This window comes from Paenarthrobacter sp. TE3676 (assembly GCF_056279165.1).
The window spans coordinates 12,951-27,724 of the sequence record NZ_JBWBQU010000002.1 but is presented as its reverse complement, the minus strand read 5'-3'; the positions used below and the strand labels follow the sequence as shown (position 1 = coordinate 27,724).

The following is a 14,774-nucleotide window of genomic DNA, read 5'->3' as shown; positions in this document are numbered from 1 at the left end:
CTGGAGAGCGTGGACGGAAAATTCTTGATCGCGATTGTCACCAACGCGGTGTACTTCATCCTTGGCTTGGTTGCCCTTGCCTTGGAACTTTGGGCCTTCGCGGACTGCCTGCGCCATAAGCCGACGCTCTTCGTGGCGGCTTCCAGGCGCACCAAGACCTTCTGGCTTGCCCTCACCGGAGTGGCGCTTGCGATCGGCGCCCTGACCGTCCTCACCGGCGGCAGCGGCCTGGGGTTGTTCGGCATTGCGGCCGTCACCGCAGCTTGCGTCTACCTTGCCGATGTCCGTCCCGCCGTGCGTGAGGCCGGCAGTGGCGGCAACCGAAATGTCGGTCCGTACGGCCCCTGGTAAAGGCGCTACTGGTAAATCGGCCTTAGCGGGGCGCCACGGCGTCCCATGCCACGGTAACTTCGCCTAGACGCCACCTTGCCGGACCGTCCTGGAGCGGCCATCCGGTGTCGCGCAGTGAACGGCACATACCCGTCCAGCGTTGCCGGTTTCCGAACGACGCCAAGGGTGCCGCTTCCAGCCACGCCTTATCCATGGCCTGCAGGAACGCGTGGATCGGTTCGCCCGGCACATTTCTGTGAATCAGGGCCTTGGGTAGTCGCTCTGCCACTTCCGACGGCAGCTCAAAACTGCCGAACCGCACGGAAAAACTGAGGCTCAACGGGCGCTCCGCATCCAAGGCGACCCACGTGACGCGCCGGCCGATTTCGTCGCAGGTGCCGTCAATGAACAGACCGCCGGGTGCCAGGCGCGACTGCACCAATCGCCAAATCCCGGCGACGTCCGCTTCCTCATATTGCCGCAGCACGTTGAATGCCCGCACCAACACCGGGTCACCGGGTACAGGGACTTCGAAGCCGCCTATATGGAAGCTCAGCCCGGGCCGCTCCAGTGACTTGGCAGTTCGTACGCGCTCCGGTTCAATCTCGATTCCGCAGACCCGGACATCCGGCCGCACGGCTTGCAGCCGTTCGAAAAGCTCGACGGCGGTGGTCGGCGAGGCGCCATAGCCAAGGTCCACAACAAGGGGGTCGACGGCGGCGCGCAGCCGCCATGCTTGGGGTCCCGCCAACCAGCGGTCCAAGCGGCGCATGCGATTGGGATTCGTGGTGCCCCGCGTGATGTTGCCAACCGGCTTTCCGCCCCGACTGCGGGGAGAGCCCACCCGTTCCGCTTTTTGCACCACGGCCCCACTTTATCCCTGCCTGCTTTATCCCTGCCTGCTTCAGACCGCGGGGTCCGTTGCCGGACGTAACGCCGGGCAGGGCACGTAACTGCTCGGCTAGGATGAAAACCATGACTTACAAGCTGATTCTGCTGCGCCATGGCCACAGCGAATGGAACGCCAAGAACCTGTTCACCGGTTGGGTGGACGTTGACCTGAACGATCAAGGCCGCGAAGAAGCAGTGCGCGGTGGAGAGCTCCTGGTTGAGAATGCGATCCTCCCGGACGTCCTCTACACCTCGCTCCTGAAGCGTGCCATCAACACTGCCAACATGGCCTTGGACAAGGCCGACCGCGGTTGGATCCCCGTCAAGCGCGACTGGCGCCTGAACGAGCGCCACTACGGCGCCCTGCAGGGCAAGGACAAGGCCCAGACCCTTGCCGAATACGGCGAAGAGCAGTTCATGGAATGGCGCCGCAGCTACGACACCCCGCCACCGCCCCTGTCCGACGACAGCGAATTCTCCCAGGCACACGACGTCCGCTACAAGGATCTTGGTGACGCACTGCCGCGCACCGAGTGCCTCAAGGACGTCCTGGTACGCCTGCTCCCTTACTGGGAATCGGACATCAAGGAAGACCTCAAGGCCGGCAAGACCGTCCTGGTCACCGCCCACGGCAACTCCCTGCGTGCCCTCGTGAAGCACCTGGACGGCATCAGCGACGACGCCATCGCCGGGCTGAACATCCCCACGGGCATCCCGCTGGTCTATGAACTGGATGAGGACTTCCAGCCCATCAACCCGGGCGGAACCTACCTGGACCCCGACGCAGCAGCACAGGCCATCCTCGCAGTGGCCAACCAAGGCAGAAAGTAATTCCTCCGCTGCTGCCGCGGCGACTGCTCGGTCGTTCCTCCCTTAGACGCAGTTCGCCCGCGGCACCAGCTACGGAGCCGATTAAAACGGCGGCCGGTCACCTTGGGTGACCGGCCGCCGTCGTTTGTTCTGCAGTAGCGAAAGTTAGAAGCCTTCAGGCTGCCATTCGCCCGTCACCAGGTAGGTGACCTTGCGGGCGACCGAGACGCCGTGGTCGGCGAAGCGCTCGAAGTAGCGGCTTGCAAGGGCAACGTCCACGGTGGTGGAGGGGCTTTCATTCCACTCGGGGGAGGCGATGGCCTTGAAGACGCTGAGGTGGAGGTCGTCCACTGCGATGTTGATCTTGAGGATGTCGCGGGCTACCTCAAGATCGCGGGTCTCCAGAAGTTCAATCACCTTGGCAGTGATCTCGATGTCGTGCTGGGCCATGGCCTTGAAGGTCTGGGTCAGCGAAGCGGGGATTACGGTGGCTGGGTAGCGCAGGCGCGCCAGCTGGGCAACGTGGCGGGCAAGGTCACCCATGCGTTCCAGCGACGCGCTCATACGCAGCGAACCCACAATCATGCGGAGGTCGCTGGCGACAGGACCCTGCAGGGCAAGGATGTCGATGGCGCGCTCGTCGAGGCTGTTCTGCAGGAAGTCGATCCGGGCATCTGCCGCGATGACGTCCTGGGCAAGATCCACGTCGGCACCTTCGAAAGACGTAGTAGCCTTCGTGATTGCTTCGTGAACCAGCTTGGAGATCTCGATGAGGTCGTCACCTACCTGGGTGAGCTCCTCCTGAAAAACCTTGCGCACTAAGGCGTCCTTTCCTTGGAAATCCTGTTCCCATGATGGGGGTCGGATCTCAAAACCATTGACAGTCCAACCAGTAACTGTGTCAGGGGCCAGTGAACTGTTCGGCTCCTTTAGATGAACGTTAGTTGAACCGTCGGCGTTTGGCGCCGGATCACTGCTTGCCCGTGTTTCCACAGCATAAGCTGGACACGTGGATCCATTGCTCATAGGTGTCGTCGCAGGTCTCGTAGGCCTGTCGTTGGGCGTCTTTGGCATGCTCGCATTCAGGATCAGCGAGCGGCAACGCAGCATCGTGGACCTGGACGTTACTGAGCCCCTGCTTCCTGAGGGCGCAGCGGAAGTACTTGCCGTCGTCGGGCGCGCCTTTGTCGTGGTGGACGCCATCGACGGCGTTGTCCGTGCGAGTCCGGCAGCGTATGCGTATGGCCTGGTGCGTGGCCACACAGTGGTGCACAAGCAACTCCTGGACATGACCGCGAAGGTCCGCCGGGACGGCGTGATCCTGGAGGAACAGTACGAACTCCCGCGTGGCCCGCTGGGCAAGGGCACCATTGTGGTCCAGGTACGGGCAGCCATGCTCGGCTGGGAATACATCGTGCTTCTGGCCGACGACCGCACTGAGATCACCCGTACCGAGGAGATCCGCAACGATTTCGTGGCCAACGTGTCCCACGAACTCAAGACACCCGTCGGCGCCATCTCGCTGCTGGCCGAGGCCCTGGAAGCGTCGCCTGATGACGAGGAAGCCGTGCGCAGGTTCGCCAAGCGCATGCACAAGGAGTCCGGCCGGCTGGCGGCCTTGGTCCAGGACATCATCGAACTTTCCCGCTTGCAGGGCGCCAACGTTGCCCAGCAAGGTCACGCGGTGGATATCAATACGGTGATCACCGAGGCCGTGGACCGCTCGCAGCTGCCGGCTGAGAGCAAGAATATCCAGATCGTGGTGGGCGGGCACTCTGAGTCGCTGGTTTTCGGCGACCGCGACCTCCTGGTGACGGCCCTCCGCAACCTGATCGACAACGCCATTCGCTATTCACCGGAAAACACGCGTGTAGGTGTCGGTATCCGAACCCGGGAGGGCGTCGTCGCCATCTCCGTCACGGACCAAGGTGAGGGACTGACCCCCGAGGACCAGGAGCGCGTGTTCGAGCGCTTCTACCGCGTCGACGCGGCACGATCCCGGCATACCGGTGGCACAGGCCTAGGGCTCAGCATCGTCAAGCACGTGGTGTCCAACCATGGCGGCGAGGTGACCGTGTGGTCCCAGCCCGGCCAAGGATCCACCTTCACCATCCGCTTGCCCGAGATGGAAGGACAGGACGACGACGCCGGCCTTCCGGCTTCCGCTGCGGCCGCCTCTTCCGAACTTCCGGCGGCTTCTGCCGCCGTCGAGCCTCATCACGCGATTCAACAACCCCATCACGTGAATCATCAAGGGGGCGCCAGCGGCGCCCAAGAGCAAGGAGCCAGCGCTTGAGCCGGATTTTGATAGTGGAGGACGAAGAGTCCTTCAGCGACCCCCTGTCCTATCTCCTGGGCAAAGAGGGTTTTGACGTCGAGGTAGTGGACAACGGCAGCGACGCCTTGGTGGAATTCGACCGGAACGGTGCCGACCTTGTCCTCCTGGACCTGCAGTTGCCGGGAACACCGGGCACGGAAGTGTGCCGACAACTTCGCCAGCGTTCCAGTGTCCCCGTCATTATGCTGACGGCCAAGGACTCGGAAATCGATAAGGTTGTTGGCTTGGAGCTTGGCGCGGATGACTATGTCACCAAGCCCTATTCCTCCCGGGAGCTCGTGGCCCGCGTCCGGGCGGTGCTGCGCCGGCAGGGCGAGCCGGAGGAACTTATTACGTCCACCGTGCAGGCAGGACCGGTCCGCATGGACATCGAACGCCACGTGGTGAGCGTCAACGGTGAGCAGGTTTCGCTTCCGCTCAAGGAGTTCGAACTGCTGGAGATGCTGCTCCGCAACTCAGGCAGGGTACTGACACGCGGACAATTGATCGACCGTGTCTGGGGTTCGGACTATGTGGGGGACACCAAGACGCTGGACGTCCACGTGAAGCGGCTTCGCAGCAAGATTGAGCCGGACCCTTCAGTGCCGCGATACCTGGTCACAGTGCGCGGCTTGGGTTACAAGTTCGAGCCGTAAAGCTTTCCTTACCGGCGACGCGCATATTCGTTGGCACCACGGAAAGCGGTTGACGATGCCCGGATTTGGGTGTCGTCGGGGTCGGCAGCTACACACACATAAGGAAGGGTCCCGCCGCGGCGGGACCCTTCCTTATGTGTGTCGCTTGTGGCTTGCTGCCTGCTAGTGGCCGGCGGCCGGAGCCTCCGAGGACGTAGCCGTGGAAGTCGACGTCGGCGTTGCCGTCGGGGTCGGCGTGGTGGGCAGGTACTTGGCGTACTCGGGCAGCGTGCCGTCAAGCACCGGAACGTTGACGGTAGCTGAGTCGGAACCGCTGCGGACGGTGATCGGGACCAAGCCACCGGGGATGACACCGGCGGTGCTGAGGATCGCTGCATCCGCTGTGTCGTTCAGGAATGTCTCGCCATTGGCCTTGACCGGGATTTCAGTCTGTGCGCCGTTGGCACCACTCACGGTGAGGGTCGCGTCGGTGGCGGAGGTGTTGAATACGGCGCCGATAACGCGGCCGGGCTCGTTCTCGCCCGAGGCAACAATCAGGATGTTGCGCAACTGCAGGGGACCGAGATCAGCTTTGATCCCGTCCGATGCCGAGTACTGGTGGGTAGTCTGCTGGGCGTTGACGAATCCACAGCCGGTGACGGACAGAAGACCGACGCCGATTGCAGCCGCCGCAATTGCCAGCTTGCCGCGCTGGACAGGGTTCATCGCAGTATTGCGCACGACACCTACTCCTCAAGAGTCATTGGAACACTTTTCAGCCATAGCCTATCGGCAAACCCCCGGAAATATGGATTCGGGAAGGCTATGTGGCGCCGTCAACGAAGGAGATCTTGCTCGCACATTGCTTGCTCGAAGCATCTTTCCCCGAATACGTCAAGACCTTGGAGGAAGTCGTTTAAGGCCTTATTCCCTTTATTGGCGCGGGAGAAGGCCCTGTCCGATGCCAGTCGTATGCCTTAATCGTGATAGACTAATCTGCGGGAAAGGGGAAAGTCCACATGGTTTTTGAGGTCGGCGAGACAGTAGTTTACCCTCACCACGGTGCAGCAAAAATTGAGGAAATCAAGATGCGCACCATCAAGGGCGAAGAGAAGATGTATCTCAAGCTCAAGGTGGCTCAGGGTGATCTGACCATTGAAGTTCCAGCAGAGAATGTTGACCTTGTTGGGGTCCGGGACGTAGTGGGCAAAGAAGGCTTGGAGCACGTATTTGACGTTCTCCGCGCCGAGTTCACTGAAGAGCCTACCAACTGGTCACGTCGTTACAAGGCGAACCTGGAGAAGCTTGCTTCAGGCGATGTCATCAAGGTGGCAGAGGTCGTTCGCGATCTTTGGCGTCGTGATCACGATCGCGGCCTTTCCGCAGGTGAGAAGCGGATGCTGGCCAAGGCGCGGCAGATTCTGATTTCAGAACTGGCCCTGGCTGAGAAGACAGACGAAGAGAAGGCCGCAAGCGTTCTCGACGAGGTCTTGGCTTCCTAAGAATTGAGCCCGGTGGTGCGAAAGCGCCGCCGGGTTTCTTTTTGCCCGAAAAGTGGCCGCAGCCGTGCGGAGTTACCCGGCATGTGGGTTTTCCATGCACATTCCGCATAATCTTGGGCGCATGAGTATTCCTTCCAAGCGCGCCGTCACGGCCGTGATCGTGGTTGCTGCCGGCTCCGGTGAACGCCTCGGTTACGGCATGCCCAAAGCCCAGGTTCCGCTGGGTGGTGAAACCATCCTGATGCATGCCCTCCGTGGGGTGGTTGCATCTGATGTTGCGCGCCAGATCTGCGTCGCCGTGCCCAAGGGGGACACGGCGCTGCGCGAATCAATCTCCGAGTTCACCATTGACTTGGTGGACGGAGGCCCCGAAATTTCGGTAGTCGACGGCGGTTCCTCCCGCGCGGATTCCGTCCGGGCTGCCATGGCTGCGTTGGAGGACGGAACCGAACTGGTCCTGGTCCACGACGCCGCACGTGCCCTTACCCCCGAGCGGGTTTTCCAGCGCGTCGCCGATGCCCTGGCCTCAGGCGCGAAGGCCGTCATTCCCACCATGCCTGTGGTGGACACCATCAAAACTGTTGCCGAGACGAATGGCTCAGACTCCTCCATCGCCCCGGAAGTTGTCACGGGAACAGCTCCCCGCGAGCAGCTGCGCGCCGTTCAGACCCCGCAAGGTTTCGAACTGGCGGTCCTGCGGAGGGCTCACGAAGCTGCCGGTCTCTTCGACGACAAGCAATCCGCAGCTGTCACCGACGACGCCATGCTGGTGGAGCTCCTCGGAGTTCCGGTCCATGCTGTCCGCGGGGCCAGCCAGTCGCTGAAGATCACCACGCCCTTGGATCTCATCATTGCCGAGGGATTGCTGGAAGGGCCGCTGGGAATTCGTTGGGTGGAAGGCTGATGACTCCTAACCAGAACATGGTGCTTCCCCGCACGGGCGTTGGTATCGATGTCCACGCATTTGCGGCAGAAGATGACCCGCAACCGCTGTGGTTGGGCGGGCTTTTCTGGGAAGGCGAACAGGGGCTTTCAGGGCATTCCGACGGCGATTGCGTTGCTCACGCCGCTGCCGACGCACTCTTTTCTGCGTGCGGAATCGGTGACCTGGGCACCCACTTCGGCACTGACCGCCCCGAGTTCGCAGGTGCCTCAGGGGTCACGCTCCTTGGTGAAGCGGCACGCATTGTGCGCGCGGCCGGATTCGAGATCGGCAACGTGGCAGTGCAGTTCGTGGCCAACCGTCCCAAGTTCGGTCCGCGCCGGGAAGAATCCCAGAGGGTCTTGAGCGAAGCTGCCGGCGCGCCGATCAGTGTCACGGCAACCACCAGCGACGGCCTCGGCTTCACCGGTCGCGGCGAAGGTATCTCCGCTGTTGCCACGGCCCTGGTGTACCCGGTCTCCGGACACGAGACGACGGCAACCGAGCCCGGTCCCGCAAAAGGTGCGCCCCATGGTTAAGCCGCGTGCCGGCGTCGTGCGTTCCGCTATGGTGTCCGCAGGCTTGGCTGCATCGCTCCTGCTGAGCGGCTGCAGCGGGGCCCAAACGATGGACGTGACAGCCAGCTGCGAGTTCCTGAACAGCGACACGTTCAAGCCCGACGGCAATCAGCAGCAGCAGTCCAAACAGATCGCTGAGCACTACCACGAGATCGCGGGCAAACTCGCTCCGGAGATCGGCAACCCCATCAAAGAGATGGCTGCGATCATGGACGAAGCGGCGTCGTCGTCCCTCGGCGCGGCCACCCAGGACCAGCAGGAGAAGCTCAAAGTGCAGTTCAACAAGATCGGCGAATACTGCAAGTAGGCAGGTCACGCCGCGTCATCGGCTAATCTGGAGCGGTGACCCTGCGCTTCTATGACACCGCCTCCGCCGAAGTCCGCGACTTCGTTCCCCTCGAAGACGGCAAGGCCAGCGTGTACTACTGCGGGGCCACCGTCCAAGGAATGCCGCACGTGGGCCACGTCAGGTCGGCCATCGCCTTCGACCAACTGACCCGCTGGCTCGAATTCCGTGGCCTCCGGGTTACGGTGGTGCGCAACGTCACGGACATCGACGACAAGATCCTGGCCAAATCCGCTCAGTCGTTCGGTCCGGACTGGGACGCTGAACCGTCGGCGCGCCAAGCCGAAGAGTGGTGGGCCCTGGCGTACCGCTACGAGCAGGAGTTCGAGAACGCCTACGAATCCCTCGGAGTCCAACGGCCCACTTATGAACCCCGTGCCACCGGCCACATCCCGGAAATGCACGCGCTCATCCAGCGCCTCATCGACCGCGGCCATGCCTACCCCGCACTGGACGATTCCGGCGACGTCTACTTCGACGTCCGTTCCTGGAGCAGGTACGGCTCGCTGACGCGGCAGAATATCGATGACATGCAGGGAGCGCCCGACGCCGACCCACGCGGCAAGCGCGACCCTCGCGACTTCGCGCTGTGGAAGGGCTTCAAAGACGGCGAACCCGTCACCGCAAAGTGGGAGTCCCCGTGGGGTGCCGGCCGTCCCGGATGGCACCTCGAGTGCTCAGCCATGGTCACCAAGTATTTGGGTCCGCGGTTTGATATCCACGGTGGAGGACTGGATCTTCGCTTCCCGCACCACGAGAACGAGATGGCCCAGTCCCAGGCTGCCGGTGACGAGTTTGCCAACTTCTGGATGCACAACGGCATGGTCACGTACGAGGGCGAAAAGATGTCCAAGTCCATCGGCAACACCGTGAGCCCGGCCGAAATGCTGGAGCTAGCCTCACCGCGAGTGGTTAGGTACTACCTCGGTCAGGCACACTACCGCTCCATCCTGGACTACCGGCCTACCTCGCTGCAGGAGGCTGCAGCCGCCGTCGAGCGCATTGACGGTTTCATTCACAAGGCATCCGCCAAGGTGGGTACGGACGCCTCGGACGTTTCCCCGCAGGCCAACATGCCCGCTGCTTTCATCGCGGCCATGGATGACGACCTCAACGTGCCCCAGGCCCTCGGCGTGCTGCACGAAACCGTGCGGGCAGGAAACACGGCGTTGGCTGGCGGCGACCTGGAGAGTGCGAAGACTGCTCTCTACAGCGTGCTGTCCATGACCGAAGTTCTAGGCCTGGATTCGGTGAAACGCCCGGAGGCTGTACAAGGGCGCGAGCATGCCGCTCTGGAAGTGCTGATCGAAGCCCAACTCGAAGCCCGTGCCGTTGCCAGGGCCAACAAGGACTGGGCAGCATCCGATGCTATCCGCGACACACTCGCCGCGGCCGGCGTCGTCGTCGAAGATGGTGCGGATGGCGCCAGCTGGAGCCTCAAACGCGACTGACGAACCGGCGCGGCGGCCGAATTGCATCGGGTCAGTAGACTTGATTCCAGACTTACTCACAAAATCAAGGATGGAATCACATGGCCAACAATGGTCGCCGGTCGGTCAAGCAGAAGAAGGGCCCCACCACCGGAACCGGTGGCCACGGCCGCAAGGCCCTGGAGGGCAAGGGTCCCACGCCCAAGGCGGAGGAACGCACCTACCACAAGGCATACAAGAACAAGCAGCTGGCTGAGCGCTCGGCTGCCAAGCGCGGAACGGGCACCCGTCCCGGTGGCGCAGGCGCCCGCTCCGGTCCCAAGGGCCGTGCCACTGAAGAACTGGTGACGGGCCGTAACTCGGTGGTCGAAGCGCTCCGCGCCGGTATCCCAGCCAAAGCCCTGCACGTCGCCATCCGCATTGAGATGGACGACCGCGTCAAGGAATCCCTCAAACTCGCGGCTGAGCGTGGCATCCCGCTTCTCGAAACCGGCAAGGCTGAGCTGGACCGCATGACAGAGGACGCCGTCCACCAGGGCCTCGTTCTGCAGATCCCGCCGTACGAATACGAGGATGCTTACGACCTCGCCGAGCAAACCCTCGCCAAGTGGAAGAAGGGGCACATCTCCAACGCCCCCATCTTCGTTGCGCTGGACGGTATCACCGACCCCCGCAACCTCGGCGCGATCATCCGCTCCGTTTCGGCCTTCAGCGGCCACGGCGTCATCGTGCCTGAGCGTCGTTCCGTCGGCGTCACAGCGTCCGCGTGGAAGACCAGTGCCGGCGCGGCTGTCCGTGTCCCCGTTGCCCGTGCTGCGAACCTCAACAACGCGCTCAAGCAGTTCAAGAACATGGGCATCTACGTCCTTGGCTTGGACGGCGACGGCGACGTCTCGCTGCCCGACCTCACCGTTGCCACCGAACCCGTCTGCATTGTGGTCGGTTCCGAAGGCAAGGGCCTCAGCAGGCTGGTCCGCGAGAACTGCGACCAGATCGTCTCGATCCCGATCGACTCCGCCATGGAGTCCCTCAACGCATCCATGGCCGTTGGAATCTCGCTGTACGAAGTGTCGAGGCAGCGCGCCAGCTAGTTCTCAGTCAAGGCGCCGCAAGCGCCATCCTCCGCGTGCTGCTCCTTCGTCGCTTTGACGCACGCTTCCGGATGGCCCTCGCGGCGCCTTTCGCCTGCCTGAGTTGCACGCTCTCTCACGTCCCGCGGGTTTGGGTGGGTCGCTCTCTCACGTCCCGGGTGTTTGAGTGGGTCGCTCTCTCGCGTCCCGCGTGCTTGCGCCTAACGCTCGCTCACGTCCCGCGGGTTTGGCCCGGACGTTCTCTCACGTCCCGCGGGCTTGCGGCCGATGTTCTGCCGGATACCTTCAACGCCGGCACGGCGGCCCCGGATTGGTTGGCCTTCTCCGCTTAGTTGTACTCGTAGAAGCCCTCTACTTTTGCTTCACGGCAAAGAAGGCGCTGACCTTTCCTCACGAAACGCCGCACCGTATTTTCTTCTGGGCGTGTTCATCCGAAGCGCAATTTCCCCTCACGCTGTCCCAGAAAACCATACGACCGCACCGCGGAAGGGCTAGGGATGTGAGCGAGCGTTGGTGGGAAGGGCTAGGGATGTGAGCGAGCGTTGGTGGGAAGGGTTAGGGATGTGAGCGAGCGTTGGTGGGAAGGGTTAGGGATGTGAGCGAGCGTTGGTGGGAAGGGTTGGGGATGTGGGTGAGCGTTGGTGGGAAGGGTTGGGGATGTGAGCGAGCGTTGGTGGGAAGGGTTAGGGATGTGAGCGAGCGTTGGTGGGAAGGGTTGGGGATGTGAGTGAGTTTTGGTGGGAAGGGTTAGAAGTCGCGGCGGTTGGCCAGCACTGGGAGTTTGGTACGGGCTTCTTCCACGACTGCGGGGTCGAGATCGTAGAAAATGACGCCCGGTTCCCCCTCCAGGGCTTCCAATACCTGGCCGAACGGGGACACGACGGCGGAGTACCCCACTCCGGTGGGCGCGGTGCCTTTGACCTCAACGCCCTGAGTGGCGGGATCGCCCTGGCCGCAGGCGAGCACGAACGTGGTGGTGTCCACTGCGCGGGCGCGGGCCAGAAGTTGCCACTGCTCGGCCTTACCCGGTCCGGATCCCCACGAGGCGGAAACGATATTCACAATGGCTCCGCGCTGTGCGTTAGCCGTAAACAAGGCAGGGAAACGGATGTCGTAACAGGTGGCCAACCCAAAGGTGAGGCCACCGGCGTCGAACGTTACCGGATCCGTACCGGCCTCAACGGTGTCCGATTCCGCGAAGCCGAACGCGTCGAAAAGATGTATCTTGTCGTAGCTCGTTTCCACGCCGGGTCCGGTGGCGAGGAGCGTGTTCCGCACGCGCGGGGATCCCGAATCGGAGGGAGTGCCCGGCGTGAACATGCCAGCCACGATCACCAACTGAAGTTCGTCAGCGAGGGACCGCACCCGGCTCGCCCACGGCCCAGCCAATGGTTCGGCAATGTCCAGCAGCGAGTTTCCGAACGCGCGCATCATTGCTTCCGGGAAGACCACCAGCTCGGCACCGCCGTCCTTGGCCCGGCGGGCGTACTCCTCAAGGAGCCGCAGGTTCTCGGCCAGATCCCGGCCGGTGATGACTTGGGCGAGTGCCACGCGCACGATAAAACCTCCAGTTGTTTCCGTCCCAGTATGCCAAGCGGACTGATCCGGGGCAGTAGAACGCGACACAATCGATGAGAACCAGCTCAATCGCGGAGAGTGCGAAGGCAGCATTCCAGCACGTGAGCGGCGGATGAAATCCCGCCAGTTTCGGGCAAGTAATGAAATCACGACGCTGAACGTCGTCACATGGCAGGCCCGCGCGGTACATACTTGGCGTGGAACTAAACTTGCAAGCAATGGTTATGCCTATTTTTGACACAGAAGCTGCCCTGGACGCGTCGCAGCCCAGGCCCCTCGGACTGAGCACGCCCCAGCCCGGGGTTTTCGACGCCGAAACCACGCAGAACCATTCGGTGAACGTGGCCGTTTTCGCTCCCGACCTGGAACGGGTGGAAGTGGTGTTCCAAGCACCAAGCGAACCTTGGCGCGCGCATATTCTGTCCAATGTGCAGGACGGCGTGCACTTCGGCCTTGTGGACGGCATGCCGCCGGGCACCCGCTACGGCTTCCGCGCTGCCCCCAGCGAGGGCGGCCTCCCTCTTTCCATCCCGGCTTTGGACCTGGACGACGACGGCGACCAGCCGCTGCTGCTCGATCCCTACGGCCGCGCAGTGGACCAGCGGGGCGAGTTCCTGACAAGCGTTCACGTGGAGACTGGCTTTGACTGGGGCGATGACCAGGCGCCGCGAACGCCTATGCGCACTTCGGTGATGTATGAGGCACACGTCCGTGGCCAAACGATGCTCCACCCCGACATCCCGGAGCATCTTCGCGGAACGTACGCGGGCATGGCGCACCCGGTGATGATCCAGCACCTGACTGAACTCGGCATCACTGCTGTCCAGCTGCTTCCCATTCATTTCCACTTGGATGAGTCGCACCTCCAGGACCTGGGCATGACCAACTACTGGGGCTACAACACCGCAGCCTTCTTCGCCCCACACTCGGACTACGCAACGGAAGCGGCGCGGACTGCGGGCCCCCACGCGGTGCAGGATGAGCTCAAGGGCATGATCAAACTGCTCCATGCGGCGGGGATCGAGGTCATCCTGGACGTGGTGTACAACCACACCGCCGAGGCCGGCCCTGACGGACTGCCGCTGAGCTTCCGCGGTTTGGCGGAGAAGCGTTATTACCGGCACGATGCCCACGGACGCTACCTGGACACCACCGGATGCGGCAACACCCTGGATTTCAGTGATCCCGTGGTGGTGGATCTCGCACTGGATTCCCTGCGGTACTGGGTAAATGACTTCCATGTGGACGGTTTCCGTTTCGACCTCGCAGTGACACTGTGCCGGGATGCCAGCAACACTTTCGATCCCCAGCACCCGTTCTTGCAAGCAATTGCCGAGGACCCGGTGCTCTCTGAGGTCAAGCTGATCGCCGAACCTTGGGATGTTGGCTACGGTGGCTGGCAGACCGGCCGTTTCCCGCAGGGATGGTCTGACTGGAATGACCACTTCCGCGACGGAGTCCGAAGCTTCTGGCTGTCCGACCGGGCCGCTATGGAGGCCGGTGGACATGGTGGCTCGGTGGCGTCTTTGGCTGAGCTCATGGCGGGTTCTGCCAATCTCTTCGCATCATCCGGCCGCACCCGCCTTGCCAGCGTCAACTTCATCACCGCCCATGACGGCTTCACGCTGAAGGACCTGGTCAGCTACGACCGCAAGCACAACGAGGCCAACGGCGAGCAGAACCGCGACGGACACGGCGACAACCGAAGCTACAACCATGGTTTCGAGGGCCGCAGCGAGAACGAGGCCATCGTGGCTGCCCGGTCACTGTCCATCCGCAACCTTATGGCGACGCTGCTGCTGTCCTTTGGCGTTCCGATGATCACAGCCGGTGACGAGATCGGCCGTACACAGCAGGGCAACAACAACGCCTACTGCCAGGACAATCCCACGGCATGGCTGGACTGGAGCGGGACCCAGGAAGCCAACGCCATGTTCAGGACTACTCGTGAACTGGTCCGGCTCCGACGCTGGTTCCTGCGTCACCAACCTGAAAGCTTCCCAGGGCAAGCCAACGACTCGAGCCTTCAGTGGTTTGACGACAAGGGCAAGAAGATGACTCCGGCGCGCTGGAATGATCCCACCGTCCGCTCGGTCCAGCTGCTGATGGGCCACGAGGACAGTGAAATCCGGGGCTTGATTGTGGTGAACGGAAGCAACCAAGACGTAAAAATGGTCTTGCCGGAGATCCTGAGCGAGTCGGGCATCGGGAAGCGCATGTTTGAACTTCGCTTCACCACTTCGGTTTTGCACGACCGACGGAAAGGCGCGTTGGTGGCCTCCGGCGAGCGGGATATCCTGCAAGCCAACACCATCAACATCTACCGCACGTAGCCAGCCGAGCA

General features: G+C 62.5%; 15 protein-coding genes. 11 read left to right on the top strand and 4 right to left on the bottom strand.

The window, feature by feature from the left end; translation table 11 throughout:
- Window positions 1–9 precede the first annotated feature (9 nt).
- Window positions 10–351 (top strand): DUF2516 family protein, encoded by a 342-nt coding sequence (locus ACZ881_RS03990; protein ID WP_476112705.1) that lies wholly within the window; start codon window positions 10–12, stop codon window positions 349–351.
- A 22-nt stretch (window positions 352–373) separates the two neighbouring features.
- Here ACZ881_RS03990 and ACZ881_RS03985 read toward each other — a convergent pair whose 3' ends face one another.
- Window positions 374–1,195 (bottom strand): class I SAM-dependent methyltransferase, encoded by an 822-nt coding sequence (locus ACZ881_RS03985; protein WP_476112703.1) that lies wholly within the window; start codon window positions 1,193–1,195, stop codon window positions 374–376.
- A gap of 110 nt (window positions 1,196–1,305) precedes the next feature.
- Between ACZ881_RS03985 and ACZ881_RS03980 the strand changes: the two genes are divergently transcribed.
- Window positions 1,306–2,052 (top strand): phosphoglyceromutase, encoded by a 747-nt coding sequence (locus ACZ881_RS03980; RefSeq protein ID WP_476112701.1) that lies wholly within the window; start codon window positions 1,306–1,308, stop codon window positions 2,050–2,052.
- 144 nt (window positions 2,053–2,196) lie between these two features.
- Here the strand turns inward: ACZ881_RS03980 and phoU are convergent, their stop codons facing one another.
- Window positions 2,197–2,850, bottom strand: coding sequence for a phosphate signaling complex protein PhoU (gene phoU, locus ACZ881_RS03975; protein ID WP_017198057.1), 654 nt, complete (start codon window positions 2,848–2,850; stop codon window positions 2,197–2,199).
- Window positions 2,851–3,049: 199 nt separating this feature from the next.
- On the opposite strand from phoU, the gene ACZ881_RS03970 reads away from it, so the two are divergent.
- Together ACZ881_RS03970 and ACZ881_RS03965 are read left to right on the top strand one after the other, a co-directional pair.
- Complete coding sequence (locus ACZ881_RS03970) at window positions 3,050–4,327, top strand: sensor histidine kinase (RefSeq protein WP_476113839.1); 1,278 nt, start codon at window positions 3,050–3,052, stop codon at window positions 4,325–4,327.
- Window positions 4,324–5,004: a response regulator transcription factor gene (locus ACZ881_RS03965; RefSeq protein WP_091465482.1), complete on the top strand. Its 681-nt coding sequence runs from the start codon at window positions 4,324–4,326 to the stop codon at window positions 5,002–5,004. Before ACZ881_RS03970 ends, ACZ881_RS03965 begins: the two co-directional genes overlap by 4 nt.
- Before the next feature lie 162 nt (window positions 5,005–5,166).
- Here ACZ881_RS03965 and ACZ881_RS03960 read toward each other — a convergent pair whose 3' ends face one another.
- Window positions 5,167–5,709 carry a hypothetical protein gene (locus ACZ881_RS03960; protein ID WP_091465484.1) on the bottom strand — a complete coding sequence of 181 codons (543 nt, stop codon included), beginning with the start codon at window positions 5,707–5,709 and terminating at the stop codon, window positions 5,167–5,169.
- A gap of 293 nt (window positions 5,710–6,002) precedes the next feature.
- On the opposite strand from ACZ881_RS03960, the gene ACZ881_RS03955 reads away from it, so the two are divergent.
- From ACZ881_RS03955 to rlmB, 6 genes are all read left to right on the top strand, one after another.
- Entirely contained in the window at window positions 6,003–6,485 is a 483-nt protein-coding gene (locus tag ACZ881_RS03955; RefSeq protein WP_011690592.1) for a CarD family transcriptional regulator, read from the top strand.
- A gap of 121 nt (window positions 6,486–6,606) precedes the next feature.
- Window positions 6,607–7,389 carry a 2-C-methyl-D-erythritol 4-phosphate cytidylyltransferase gene (ispD, locus tag ACZ881_RS03950; RefSeq protein ID WP_364307967.1) on the top strand — a complete coding sequence of 261 codons (783 nt, stop codon included), beginning with the start codon at window positions 6,607–6,609 and terminating at the stop codon, window positions 7,387–7,389.
- Window positions 7,389–7,946, top strand: coding sequence for a 2-C-methyl-D-erythritol 2,4-cyclodiphosphate synthase (ispF, locus tag ACZ881_RS03945; RefSeq protein ID WP_476112699.1), 558 nt, complete (start codon window positions 7,389–7,391; stop codon window positions 7,944–7,946). The genes ispD and ispF overlap by 1 nt, the downstream gene beginning before the upstream one ends.
- A complete protein-coding gene (locus ACZ881_RS03940) occupies window positions 7,939–8,292 on the top strand; it encodes a hypothetical protein (RefSeq protein ID WP_476112697.1) in 354 nt (117 codons plus the stop codon). The genes ispF and ACZ881_RS03940 overlap by 8 nt, the downstream gene beginning before the upstream one ends.
- Window positions 8,293–8,327: 35 nt before the next feature.
- On the top strand, window positions 8,328–9,782 hold the full coding sequence (gene cysS, locus ACZ881_RS03935; protein ID WP_476112695.1) for a cysteine--tRNA ligase: 1,455 nt from the start codon (window positions 8,328–8,330) through the stop codon (window positions 9,780–9,782).
- 80 nt (window positions 9,783–9,862) lie between these two features.
- A complete protein-coding gene (gene rlmB / locus ACZ881_RS03930; RefSeq protein WP_091465492.1) occupies window positions 9,863–10,852 on the top strand; it encodes a 23S rRNA (guanosine(2251)-2'-O)-methyltransferase RlmB in 990 nt (329 codons plus the stop codon).
- A 747-nt stretch (window positions 10,853–11,599) separates the two neighbouring features.
- Here the strand turns inward: rlmB and ACZ881_RS03925 are convergent.
- Entirely contained in the window at window positions 11,600–12,409 is an 810-nt protein-coding gene (locus ACZ881_RS03925) for a carbon-nitrogen hydrolase family protein (RefSeq protein WP_420180209.1), read from the bottom strand.
- A gap of 239 nt (window positions 12,410–12,648) precedes the next feature.
- On the opposite strand from ACZ881_RS03925, the gene glgX reads away from it, so the two are divergent.
- A complete protein-coding gene (gene glgX, locus ACZ881_RS03920) occupies window positions 12,649–14,763 on the top strand; it encodes a glycogen debranching protein GlgX (RefSeq protein ID WP_476112693.1) in 2,115 nt (704 codons plus the stop codon).
- Window positions 14,764–14,774 lie beyond the last annotated feature (11 nt).